This window comes from Streptomyces sp. C (genome assembly GCF_000158895.1).
In the GTDB taxonomy this organism is placed as follows: Bacteria; Actinomycetota; Actinomycetes; order Streptomycetales; family Streptomycetaceae; genus Streptomyces; species Streptomyces racemochromogenes.
Map to the genome: position 1 here is coordinate 3262847 of NZ_GG657750.1, position 11815 is coordinate 3274661.

The window sequence follows — 11815 nt, forward strand, 5'->3', positions numbered from 1 at the left end:
CTCCGTCGACCGTGAGGCGGACGGCCTTGTCGGCGGCGATTTTAGGCGGTGGTGCCGCCGGCCAGGAAGGCGACGACGAGGGCCTGGGGGACGATGCGCCGCCAGCTGTCGCGGGCGGGGGCGGGGGCCGGGGTACGGCCGGCCGGGGCGGGGGCGGAGCGCCTGCGGCGGCCGGATCCGGATCCGGTTCCGGGGGCGGGGGACGGCGGGGGCGGAGGTTCCGCGGTGGTGGCGCGGCGGCGTCCTCCGGCGGGGGCGGCCGCGCGGCGGCGGGCGGCCCGGCGGCCCTCGCCGCGGGGGGCGGGGACCTGAGGCTCGGGGGCGGCTGGGCCGTACGGGTCCGCGTACGGGTCGGCGTACGTCTCCTCGTGGGGCGGCGCGTCGTACGGGGCGTCGTGCGGGTCCGGGCCGGGTGCGGTGTCCGGCCACGGGGCACGGCGGTGACTGCCCTGCGTTTCGCTCACGTCGCTCGCTCCACTGGTCCGGCCCCCGGCTGCTCGGGCACGGCACCCTAGCGGCAGGTGGCGTCACGCACCAAAGCCGTTCGACTACCCAGCGTGTCGGACGAACGGCTGCGCGAAGGGCGGGGTGGAGCGGGGCTGGCGGCGCGTCAGTAGTCGAAGGCGCGCGCCGTGTTGGCGGCGAGGGCGGTGGCCATGGCGTCCTCGTCGATCCCGCGGACCGCGGCCATGGCGCGGACCGTCAGCGGAACGAGGTACGGGGCGTTGGGCCGTCCGCGGTAGGGCGCGGGGGTGAGGTACGGGGCGTCGGTCTCCACCAGCACCAGTTCCAGCGGGGCCACGGCGAGGGCCTCGCGCAGCGGTGCGGCGTTCTTGAAGGTGACGGTCCCGGCGAAGGACATGTAGTAGCCGGCGGCGGCGCACTCGCGGGCCATCTCGGCATCGCCGGAGTAGCAGTGGAAGACGGTGCGCTCGGGGGCGCCCTCCTCGCGCAGCACGCGCAGGACGTCGGCGTGGGCGTCGCGGTCGTGGATGACGAGGGCCTTGCCCTGCCGCTTGGCGATCTCGATGTGGGCCCGGAAGGAGCGCTCCTGCGCGGCCATCCCCTCGGGGCCGGTGCGGAAGTAGTCCAGGCCGGTCTCGCCGACCGCCTTGACGTGGTCGAGTGCGGCCAGCGCCTCGATCTCGGCGAGCGCGTCGTCGAGGGCGCCCTGGCCTCCGCCGGGGCGGGCGCCCTGCCGGGACCAGCCGTCGGGGTCCCCGTGGACGATGCGGGGGGCCTCGTTCGGGTGGAGGGCGACGGCGGCGTGGACGTTGGCGTACGCGGCCGCGGTCTCGGCGGCCCAGCGCGAGCCCTTCACGTCACAGCCCACCTGGACGACGGTGGTCACGCCCACCGAGGCGGCCTTGGCGAGGCCCTCCTCGACGGTGCCGGACTGCATGTCGAGGTGGGTGTGCGAGTCGGCCACCGCCACCCGCAACGGCTCGGGCAGCGGGGGCGGGACGTCCTTCGACGCGGCCTTGGCGGCGGCGGCCGGGGAGGAGGAGGGGCTCGGGCTCATGAGCCGATCTTATGACCGCCTGAAGAAGGCGAGGAGGCGGGACAGCGGCCCGCGGCGCCGCTCGGACGCGTCCACGGCCACCGGCCCCGGCGCGTCGTGCGACGGCGTCCGGCGCTGCTTCGGCGGCCGGGGGGCGTTCTCGCCGGCCGGGACGGGTCCGGCGATCCCGGGGGCGATGCGGTGGTGGTAGAGCCGGTCGATCGTGCCGAGCACCGTGGAGACCTGGCCCGCGCGCATGATGCGTACGACGTGGCCGCCGCAGTTGAGGCAGGTCGGGTTCGACAGCGGCGAGGGCACCCGCTCGCCGTTCACCGTGTACATGATGAACGGCTCGCCCTTGCCGTCGACGTGGTGCTCTATCGCGTACGCCTGCTCCCAGCCGTAGCCGCACTTCATGCACGCGAACGAGTAGGCCTCGTGCACGGTCTGTACGCGGGAGGTGGGAACAGGGGCCGGTCCCGCGGCGGCCGTGACGGGTACCGGGGTGTCTGCGATCTCACTCATGCCAGCTCCTCTTGTTCCACTGGTGCCATTGCCAGTGGACGCCTCTTCGGGCGGGAGCGCATCAGGCCCTGTCCAGTAATGGACGGTCCTTGGCCGAGTCATGCCCAAAGGGGCCGGTGCGCGGTCTGAGCTTTGCTTTTCAGGTTAGCTCTTTACCGTCTTACGGCATCTTTTGTGTCGCGTTCTTTGCCGCCACGACCGCGTCGAAGACCTCGCGCTTGGGTACGCCGGCCTCCGCCGCGACCGCCGCGATCGCCTCCTTGCGGCGCTCGCCGGCCTCCTCGCGCACGCGCACGCGGCGCACCAGCTCCTCGTCGTCGACGTCGCCCGGCGCGGGGGCGGGGGCGCCCTCCACCACGATGGTGATCTCGCCGCGCACGCCCTCGGCCGCCCACGCGGCGAGGTCGCCGAGCCCGCCGCGCTTGACCTCCTCGTACGTCTTGGTCAGCTCGCGGCACACGGCGGCCCGCCGGCCGGCGCCGAACACCTCGGCCATGGCCGCCAGGGTGTCGTCCAGCCGGTGCGGGGCCTCGAAGTAGACGAGGGTGCGCCGCTCGCCCTCCACCTCACGGAGCTTGCCCAGGCGCTCGCCCGCCTTGCGCGGCAGGAAGCCCTCGAAGCAGAAGCGGTCCACGGGCAGCCCGGACAGGGCGAGCGCGGTGAGCACGGCGGACGGCCCCGGCACGGCCGTGACCTTGATGTCCTTCTCGACGGCGGCGGCGACCAGCCGGTAGCCGGGGTCGGAGACGGAGGGCATCCCGGCGTCGGTCACCAGCAGAACCCGCCGGCCGGCCTCCAGGGCCTCGACCAGTTCGGGGGTGCGGGCGGACTCGTTGCCCTCGAAGTACGACAGGACGCGCCCGGTGGTGTGCACGCCGAGCCCCTGCGTGAGCCGGCGCAGCCGCCGGGTGTCCTCGGCGGCGATCACGTCGGCCCGCTCCAGCTCGGCCGCGAGCCGGGGCGGGGCGTCGGCGAGATCGCCGATGGGGGTCCCGGCGAGGACGAGTACGCCGTGGGAGGAGGGGGCTTCGGCACCGCGGGGCTGTTCAGCTGTCACCGGCTCATCCTCTCATTGGGGCTCGTGGGGGCTGGGGCTCCACAGGGGCGTTCCCTACGATGATCCGGTGACCAGTACCGCGACGCCGCCGCCCAGCCCCGCGGGGGCCCCGCCCGTCCGGCCGGGCGGAGGCGACTCCGACTACGAGCCGCCCGTGTGGCTGCGCCGCCTGCGCGGGTTCGGCTACGCGCCGACCGCACCGGTGACCGACGTCCGCACCCGCCTCGTGCCCCCGTACGCACGGCCGTCCGAACAGCTGTGGACGGCGCTCGGCGTCCCCGAGCCGGCCCGCCGGACCTGGCGGCGGGTGATGGCCTGGGCGGGGCCGCTGCTGGTCACGCTGGTGGCGGGGGTGCTGCGGTTCACGCACCTGGGCAGCCCCAAGGCGGTGATATTCGACGAGACGTACTACGCCAAGGACGCGTGGGCCACCGTCAAGCAGGGCTACGAGGCCAGCTGGCCCAAGGATGTCGACAAGTCGATCCTGTCGAATCCCGACGCGGTACCGCTCCCCCTGGACCCCGGCTACGTCGTGCACCCGCCCGTCGGCAAATGGGTGATCGGCCTCGGCGAGTGGATGTTCGGCTTCACCCCCTTCGGCTGGCGGTTCATGACGGCGGTGCTCGGCACCCTGTCGGTGCTGATGGTCTGCCGCATCGGCCGGCGCCTGTTCCGCTCCACCTTCCTCGGCTGCCTGGCGGGCGCGCTGCTGGCGGTCGACGGACTGCACCTGGTGATGAGCCGGACCGCGCTGCTCGACCTGGTCCTGATGTTCTTCGTCCTGGCGGCCTTCGGCGCGCTGGTCATCGACCGGGACAAGGCGCGCGCCAGACTCGCCGCCGCCCTGCCCGTCGACGAGGAGGGCCGCGCCCACCCCGACGTCACGGTCGCGGAGACCCTGAAACTGGGCTGGCGCCCGTACCGGCTGCTGGCCGGCGTCTGCCTCGGCCTGGCCTTCGGCACCAAGTGGAACGGCCTCGTCGTCCTGGCCTTCTTCGGGATCCTCACCGTCCTGTGGGACGCGGCCGCGCGCCGCACCGCCGGCGCGGGCGCCCCGTACGCGGCGATGCTGCGCCGCGACGCGCTGCCCGGCTTCCTGTCGACGGTGCCGGTCGCGGTCGCCGTGTACCTGGCCTCCTGGACGGGCTGGATCCTCAGCCCGGACAACGGCAAGGGCGGCTACTTCCGCGACTGGGCCGCCAAGTACGACCAGAACAGCCCGCTGTCCTTCCTCCCCGAGTGGCTGCGCAGCCTGTGGCACTACGAGACGGAGGTCTACAAGTTCCACGTGGGCCTGACCTCCGGCCACACCTACGAGTCGAACCCGTGGAGCTGGCTGGTCCTGGGCCGGCCCGTCTCCTACTTCTACGAGTCCCCCTCGCCCGGCACCGACGGCTGCCCGGCGTCCGAGGCCGGCAAGTGCGCCCGCGAGGTGCTGGCGCTCGGCACGCCGCTGCTGTGGTGGGCGGGCTGCTTCGCGCTGCTGTACGTGCTGTGGCGGTGGTTCTTCCGCCGCGACTGGCGGGCGGGCGCGATCGCGTGCGCGCTGGGCGCCGGCCTGCTGCCCTGGTTCAACTACCAGGAGCGGACCATCTTCTACTTCTACGCGGTGGTCTTCGTCCCCTACCTGTGCCTGGCGGTGGCGATGCTGGTCGGCGCACTGCTGGGGCCGGCGGGCTCCTCGGAGCGGCGGCGCGCGGTGGGCGCGATCGGCGCGGGCGTCCTCGTCCTCCTGATCGTCTGGAACTTCATCTATTTCTGGCCGATCTACACCGGCCAGACCCTGCCCATGGACTCGTGGCGTGGCCGGATGTGGATGGACACCTGGATCTGAACCGTTACTGAGAGGTAAGGTCCCCTCACAGGTTCTTTGAACATGTTCAGAGGACGGGGGCTCCTGGGGAGGGGACGCAGTGAACGGGGCGGCGAAGGGTGCCATCGTCGGCGGGGTGTTCCTCGCGATGGTCGGCGGCACCGCATACGGGGTGTACGCGCTGGTCGGGGACGCCGGCGACGACGGCGCGGGCGACCGCGCCACGACGAACAGCGCGGCGACCGCCGCGAAGGGGAGCGGGCCGGTCACCGAGAAGGAGGCCGCCGCCACCGCGAAGGCCTTCCTCGCTGCGTGGGCGGCCGGCGACGACGCCACGGCCGCCGCGCTGACCAACAACACGCAGGCCGCGCAGACCGCGGTGGCCGACTACCGGGCCAAGGCGATGGTGTCCAAGGCCGCCATCACCCCCGGCGCGGCGGAAGGCGCCTCGGTGCCGTTCAAGGTCGAGGCCGAAGTCAGCCACCAGGGCACGGCCAAGCCCCTCGTCTACGACTCCCGCCTGACCGTCGTCCGCGGCACCGAGAGCGGCAGGCCGCTCGTCGACTGGCAGCCCTCGGTGATCCACCCGCAGCTCCAGAAGGACGAGAAGCTGCGCGCGGGCACCCCGGCGAGCCCGCCGGTCAAGGCCGTCGACCGCAACGGCAAGGAGCTGACGCCCGAGCAGTACCCGTCGCTGCGGCCGGTGCTGGACTCGCTGCGCAAGGCCTACGGGGAGAAGACCGGCGGCACGCCCGGCGTCGAGCTGTGGATCGAACCGGCGGCCCAGGACGCGCCGAGGCGGAGCCTGCTGACGCTGGTGGAGGGCAAGCCGGGGGAGATCCGGACCGTGCTGGACGCCGACGTGCAGGCGGCGGCGGAGAAGGCCGTCGCCCAGCACCCGGAGGCCTCCGTGGTCGCCGTCCAGCCGAGCACCGGCGACATCCTGGCGGTGGCCAACCACCGCAGGGACGGCTTCAACGCCGCGATGCAGGGCCGGCGGGCGCCCGGCTCGACGATGAAGATCGTGACGGCGGCGATGCTGCTGGAGAAGGGCCTGGTGGCGGCCGACCGCCCGGCGGACTGCCCGCAGAGCGTCTCGTGGGACGGCAAGGTCTTCCACAACCTGAACAACTTCTCGCTGAAGGGCCAGCCCTTCTCGACCAGCTTCGCCAAGTCCTGCAACACGGCCTTCATCGGCCTGATCGACGAGGTGCACGACAACGCGGCACTGCCGAGGACGGCCAAGGAGGCCTTCGGGATCGGGCTGGACTGGAAGACCGGCATCCCGTCCCAGGACGGCAGCGTGCCGGTGACCTCCGGTCCGGCGGCGGCCGCGGAGTACATCGGCCAGGGCGCCGTCCAGATGAACCCGCTGAACGTCGCGTCGATCACGGCGACCGCCCGGACCGGGGTGTTCCGCCAGCCGGTGCTGGTCAAGGCCTCGCTGGACGGCCGCACCCTGGCCACCGCCCCGCGCGCGCTGGCACCGGGGGTGTCGGCGCAGCTGGTGAAGATGATGAAGCAGGCCGCCGGCCCCGGCGGCACGGCGGCGGGCGCCATGTCCTCCGTGGGCGGCTCCGACAAGGGCGCGAAGACCGGCTCGGCGGAGGTCGACGGCGCGGCGGCCCCGGACAGCTGGTTCACGGGCTTCCGGGGCGACGTGGCGGCGGCCGCCATGGTCGAAGGCGGCGGCCACGGCGGCGACTCAGCGGGCCCCATCGTCGCCACGGTCCTGAACGCCTCCTGACGGGGGCGGGGGCGCCGGGGGTAAACGCGTGGCCCCGGGCCCCGCACAGCGCTAGCGTCCCGGCATGACGACCAGCACCCCGCACCCCCTCTTCGCCCGGGCCCTCACCGAGCTGGGCCTCGACCTCGACGTCCGCGCCTTCCCCGAAGGGACCCGTACGGCCACCGACGCCGCCGCCGCGATCGGCTGCGAGCTCAGCCAGATCGTGAAGTCGCTGATCTTCGCGGCGGACGGGGTCCCGGTGCTGGTCCTCATGGACGGCGCCTCCCGGGTCGACGTCGAGGCCGTACGGCGTCAACTCGACGCCGCGAAAGTCACCCGCGCCGACGCCGCGCTCGTCCGCGAGACCACCGGCTACGCCATCGGCGGTGTCCCGCCCTTCGGCCACCGCACCCGCACCCGGGTGCTGGCCGACCGCTCGCTGCTGGAGCACGACGTGGTCTGGGCCGCCGCCGGCACCCCGCACACCGTCTTCCCCATGCCCCCGAAGGAGCTCATCGAGCACGCCGCGGCCACGCTGGCAGACGTACGCGAAGGCGCCTGACCGCGGCCGCACCCGGCCACCCCGCACCCGCGCCCGCCGTACGGCGTCAGAGGCAGGACCGCAGCGCCCGCACCAGCGCCTGCGCGCGCGGGTCGGCGGTGACCGACTTGGCGTGGGCATTGGTGACGTAGCCGAAGCCGATCCCCGCCTCCGGGTCCGCGAAGGCCAGGGAACCGCCCCGCCCCGGATGGCCGAAGGAGGCCGGCGACAGCAGCGGGGACGCAGGCCCGTGCAGCATGTAGCCCGGGCCGAAACGGGTGTTCACGACCAGCACCCGGTCCGGCCCGGACGCGAACTCCGTGCCGGCCAGCGCGGTGGTGGCGGGGGTGAAGATCCTCGCCCCGTCCTCCACCACGCCGATGGTCGCCCCGTAGAAGCGGGCCAGGGCGCGCGCCGTGCCGATGCCGGCGGAACCGGGGAGCTCGGCCGCCTGGTAGACGGGGTCGTTCTCGTCCGGCGCGGGGTCGATGGCCGCGAAGGCGCGCCGGGTGAGGGAGTCCGGGTCCGCGTAGGCCTCGGAAACATTTCTCCTCGGCCGTGTCTTCAGCAGTCCCGCGCTCGCCGGCGGCTCCACCGGCGCCACCCGGCCCACCCGCGGCGCCTCGCTCTCGGGCAGGCCTATCCAGAAGTCCAGCCCCAGCGGCTCGGCGATCTCCTCCGCGAGGATCCCGCCGACGGTGCGGCCCGTCGCCCGCAGCACCAGCTCGGACACCAGCCAGCTGAAGGTCTGCGCGTGGTAGCCGTGCTCGGTGCCCGGCTCCCAGAAGGCCCTCTGTCCGGCGACCGCGCGCGCCCCGCTCACCCCGTCGGCGGCCTGCGCCGTGGTGAGCCCCCGGTCCAGCGCGGGCACTCCGGCCTGGTGGGCGAGGAGGTGGCGGACCAGCGTCTTCTCCTTGCCGCCCGCCTTGAACTCGGGCCAGTAGGAGCCCACCGGCGCGTCGAGGTCCAGCAGTCCGCGCTGGTGCAGGAGCAGCGGGACGGCGGCGGCCACGCCCTTGGTGGCGGAGCGCACGATCGTCGCGGTGTCCTCGGTCCAGGGCCCGGCGGCGTCGCCGTCGGCGTCCTTCGTGCCGGCCCACAGGTCGACGACCTTGCGGCCGTCCCGGTACACGGCCACGGCCGCACCCCGGTCCCCGAGGACCTCGAAGTTGCGCACGAAGGCGTCTCTGACGGGCTCGAAGCCCTCGGTCACCACACCCTGGATGTTCACGAGCAGGCACAACAACCATCGGCCGCCCCTTATGCCGCCGACCGCCCGCAGCCGGCCCGCACCACAGCCCGACACCCCCGGCTAATGCCACATGGTCACGCCGTGACATTAGTCGCCCACGTTACGTCGCCACCGAGCGCCGCCGCCCTACGCCGCCGCCACCGACCGCGGGTCGAAGCCGAACGGCAGCTCCAGCCGGTGCTCCCGCATCAGCGCGTCGTCGCACAGCAGGTCCCGGGTGCGTCCGTCGGCGGCGATGACGCCCTCGCTCAGGATCACCGACCGCGGGCAGAGTTCCAGCGCGTACGGCAGGTCGTGGGTCACCATCAGCACCGTCACGTCCAGTGAGCGCAGGATGTCGGCGAGCTCGCGCCGCGAGGCCGGGTCCAGGTTGGAGGACGGTTCGTCCAGGACGAGGATCTCCGGCCGCATCGCCAGTACGGTCGCCACCGCCACCCGCCGGCGCTGGCCGAAGGACAGGTGGTGCGGGGGCCGGTCGGCGAAGCCGGCCATGCCGACCAGTTCGAGTGCCTCGCGGACCCGCTCCTCCAGTTCCGCGCCCCGCAGGCCGGCCGCCGCCGGGCCGAAGGCCACGTCCTCCCGCACGGTCGGCATGAACAGCTGGTCGTCGGGGTCCTGGAAGACGATGCCCACCCGGCGCCGGATCTCGGCGAGGTTCCGCTTCTCCACGGGCAGCCCGGCCACGCTGACCGAGCCGATCCCGCCGCCGAGGATGCCGTTGAGGTGCAGCACGAGGGTGGTCTTCCCCGCGCCGTTGGGGCCGAGCAGCGCGACCCGCTCCCCGCGGCCGACGGTGAGGTCGACCCCGAAGAGGGCCTGGTGCCCGTCGGGGTAGGCGTAGGCGACCCCGGACACCTCCAGGGAGGGCGCCGCCTTCGATACGTCCATTTCCATCTCCTTTCAGGGGGTTCCCCGCTACGGTCGGTCACCTGCTACGGCAGCGGTCAGGGCTTGGCCGTCATGAGCCTCTCAGGCCAGTGAGAAGCCGCCCCAGGCGGAGGAGTCACCCCATCAGGCAGACGGCCAGGACGGCCGATGCTGTCAGAGGGAGCGCAGAGGCGCGCGCCCACTCCGTGGGCGTTGCCGCCACGTCGTCGATCACCGGCATGGAACCGGCGTAGCCGCGGCTGACCATGGCGAGGTAGACCCGCTCGCCGCGTTCGTAGGAGCGGATGAAGAGGGCGCCGGCCGTCTTGGCGAGCACCCCCCAGTGCCGGACGCCGCGCGCCTCGAACCCGCGCGAGCGGCGGGCGATCGACATGCGGCGCAGCTCGTCGGTGATGACGTCGCCGTACCGGATCATGAAGGAGGCGATCTGGACGAGCAGCGGCGGCAGCTTCAGCCGCTGGAGTCCCAGGAGCAGGGCGCGCAGTTCGGTGGTGGAGGCGAGCAGTACGGAGGCGGCCACGCCGAGGGTGCCCTTGGCCAGGACGTTCCAGGCGCCCCAGAGGCCGGAGACGCTCAGGGACATGCCGAGCACCTCCACCCGTTCGCCCTGGGACACGAAGGGCATGAGCACGGCGAAGAGGACGAACGGCACCTCGATCAGCATCCGCCGCAGCATGAAGCCGGCGGGGATCCGGGCCGCCGCCGCGACGGCGGTGATGAGGACCGCGTACCCGGCGAAGGCCCACACCGCCTCGCGCGGGGTGGACACGACGACGACCACGAACGCGAACGTCGCGGCGATCTTGCAGTGCGGCGGCAGCTCGTGCACGGGCGAGTGCCCGTGCCGGTAGAGCTTGTGCGCGTGGCCGGCTCCCATGTCAGCCGGCCGTCGGGGCGGCCGTGGACGTCGCGGTCAGGTCCTGCGCGCGGCGGCGGCGCACGGCCCAGAACACGCCGGTGCCGACGGCGACGGTCGCGCCGACGCCGATGACTCCCGCGAGGCCGCCGGACAGCCGGGCGTCGGAGACGTCCTTGACGCTGTAGTCGGCGAGCGGGGAGTCCGCGGCGGCGTGTTCCTCGACCTTGGTGTCGATGCCCTTGTCGGCGGCGACCTTCTCCAGGCCGTCGGGGCTGGCGGAGGCGTAGAAGGAGACGAAGCCGGCCAGTACGAGGGCGGTGGCCAGGCCGGTCAGCCAGAGCTTGCGGGTGGAGCGGGCGGCGGCCGGCACCGGTGTGGCGGCGGGGGCGGGGGCGTCGACCAGTTCGCCGCCGACGCGCAGCTTCAGCGGGGCGGTCAGCCGGCGCGCGCCGTGGACCAGGTCGGGGCGTACGGCGATCACGGCGCCTACGGTCGCGGCGGTGATGGCGGCCTCGCCGATGCCGATGAGGACGTGGACGCCGACCATGGCGGTGACGACCTTGCCGATCGGGACGTCGGTGGTGCCGCCGAGGGCGTAGAGGGCGGTGAAGGCGGTGGCCGCGGCGGGCACGGAGAGGAGGGCCCCGGCGAAGGCGGCGACGGTGACCGAGCGGCGGCCGGCGGGCAGCAGCCTGAGGAGGCCGCGGAAGACGGCGTAGGCGACGACGACGGTCACCACGGCCATGTTGAGGACGTTGACGCCGAGTGCGGTGAGGCCGCCGTCGGCGAAGAGGATGCCCTGCATCAGCAGGACGACGGACACGCAGAGCACGCCGGTGTACGGGCCGACGAGTATGGCGGCGAGTGCCCCTCCGAGGAGGTGGCCGCTGGTTCCTGCGGCGACCGGGAAGTTCAGCATCTGCACGGCGAAGATGAAGGCGGCGACGAGGCCGGCCAGCGGGGCGGTGCGCTCGTCGAGCTCGCGGCGGGCGCCGCGCAGGCTGACCGCGACAGCGGCGGCGGCCGCTACTCCTGCGGCCACCGAGACGGGTGTGTTGATGAATCCGTCGGGCACATGCATGGAGTAGCTCCGCATCCTCTTTCTCGCACAAGTCTTTAACCATTCAAGAGTAGTGCCCAGTTGCAAACCGTTGGCAAGAGCAGCCGGGTCACAAATAGATCCGTGCGGTTTCGTCGGAATGTGCGAGGCTGGACGGACAAACGGACGCAAATGTTCCGATTAGAGGAGTCTTGTCGATGTCAGCCACCGCCGAGAATCCAGCAGCCACCGCCACCGCGACCTCCGTCGAGGAGCGGGTGCGCGCCCGCGTGATCACCGACGAGCCCCTCTACCGGGCCATTCCGGTGGCCCTGCGCTTCACCCCCGCCGAGCCGCTGGCCGTGCGCGTGGTCTTCCCCGCCGAGCTGTCCCCCGAGGACACCGACAACGAGTGGGTCTTCCCCCTGGCCCTCCTGGAGGCCGGCCTGCTGGCCCCGACCGGGAGCGGGGACGTACGCGTCTGGCCGTGCGGTCGCGTCCAGGCGGTGATGGAGTTCCACTCGCCCGAGGGAGTCGCCGTCCTCCAGTTCGACAGCGCCGCGCTGCGCCGCTTCCTGCGCCGTACGTACGCCACCACCCGGACGGCGTAG

Annotated in this window: 12 protein-coding genes; 4 read left to right on the plus strand and 8 right to left on the minus strand. The window is 73.3% G+C overall.

Annotation, left to right across the window (positions count from 1 at the left end):
* Positions 1 to 41: 41 nt before the first annotated feature.
* From SSNG_RS42090 to rsmI, 4 genes are all read right to left on the minus strand, one after another.
* Positions 42 to 464, minus strand: a complete 423-nt coding sequence (locus SSNG_RS42090) for a hypothetical protein (RefSeq protein ID WP_007264575.1) — start codon at positions 462 to 464, stop codon at positions 42 to 44.
* 146 nt (positions 465 to 610) lie between these two features.
* A complete protein-coding gene (locus SSNG_RS14460; RefSeq protein ID WP_007264576.1) occupies positions 611 to 1522 on the minus strand; it encodes a TatD family hydrolase in 912 nt (303 codons plus the stop codon).
* 9 nt (positions 1523 to 1531) lie between these two features.
* Positions 1532 to 1918, minus strand: coding sequence for a hypothetical protein (locus tag SSNG_RS14465; RefSeq protein ID WP_128637462.1), 387 nt, complete (start codon positions 1916 to 1918; stop codon positions 1532 to 1534).
* A 268-nt stretch (positions 1919 to 2186) separates the two neighbouring features.
* Positions 2187 to 3083, minus strand: a complete 897-nt coding sequence (gene rsmI / locus SSNG_RS14470; RefSeq protein WP_007264578.1) for a 16S rRNA (cytidine(1402)-2'-O)-methyltransferase — start codon at positions 3081 to 3083, stop codon at positions 2187 to 2189.
* A gap of 154 nt (positions 3084 to 3237) precedes the next feature.
* Between rsmI and SSNG_RS14475 the strand changes: the two genes are divergently transcribed.
* From SSNG_RS14475 to SSNG_RS14485, 3 genes are all read left to right on the plus strand, one after another.
* Positions 3238 to 4917, plus strand: coding sequence for a phospholipid carrier-dependent glycosyltransferase (locus SSNG_RS14475; protein ID WP_241695234.1), 1680 nt, complete (start codon positions 3238 to 3240; stop codon positions 4915 to 4917).
* 79 nt (positions 4918 to 4996) lie between these two features.
* Positions 4997 to 6643: a penicillin-binding transpeptidase domain-containing protein gene (locus SSNG_RS14480; protein WP_007264580.1), complete on the plus strand. Its 1647-nt coding sequence runs from the start codon at positions 4997 to 4999 to the stop codon at positions 6641 to 6643.
* 64 nt (positions 6644 to 6707) lie between these two features.
* Positions 6708 to 7187: a YbaK/EbsC family protein gene (locus SSNG_RS14485; protein WP_007264581.1), complete on the plus strand. Its 480-nt coding sequence runs from the start codon at positions 6708 to 6710 to the stop codon at positions 7185 to 7187.
* Positions 7188 to 7233: 46 nt separating this feature from the next.
* Here SSNG_RS14485 and SSNG_RS14490 read toward each other — a convergent pair whose 3' ends face one another.
* The 4 genes from SSNG_RS14490 to SSNG_RS14505 form a co-directional block, all read right to left on the minus strand.
* Positions 7234 to 8397 (minus strand): serine hydrolase domain-containing protein, encoded by a 1164-nt coding sequence (locus SSNG_RS14490; protein ID WP_206731297.1) that lies wholly within the window; start codon positions 8395 to 8397, stop codon positions 7234 to 7236.
* A 147-nt stretch (positions 8398 to 8544) separates the two neighbouring features.
* Positions 8545 to 9306 carry an ABC transporter ATP-binding protein gene (locus tag SSNG_RS14495; protein WP_128636964.1) on the minus strand — a complete coding sequence of 254 codons (762 nt, stop codon included), beginning with the start codon at positions 9304 to 9306 and terminating at the stop codon, positions 8545 to 8547.
* Between the two features lie 115 nt (positions 9307 to 9421).
* Entirely contained in the window at positions 9422 to 10183 is a 762-nt protein-coding gene (gene cbiQ, locus SSNG_RS14500; RefSeq protein WP_007264584.1) for a cobalt ECF transporter T component CbiQ, read from the minus strand.
* A 1-nt stretch (position 10184) separates the two neighbouring features.
* Positions 10185 to 11246 carry an energy-coupling factor ABC transporter permease gene (locus SSNG_RS14505; protein ID WP_007264585.1) on the minus strand — a complete coding sequence of 354 codons (1062 nt, stop codon included), beginning with the start codon at positions 11244 to 11246 and terminating at the stop codon, positions 10185 to 10187.
* A 176-nt stretch (positions 11247 to 11422) separates the two neighbouring features.
* On the opposite strand from SSNG_RS14505, the gene SSNG_RS14510 reads away from it, so the two are divergent.
* Entirely contained in the window at positions 11423 to 11815 is a 393-nt protein-coding gene (locus tag SSNG_RS14510) for an SsgA family sporulation/cell division regulator (RefSeq protein ID WP_007264586.1), read from the plus strand.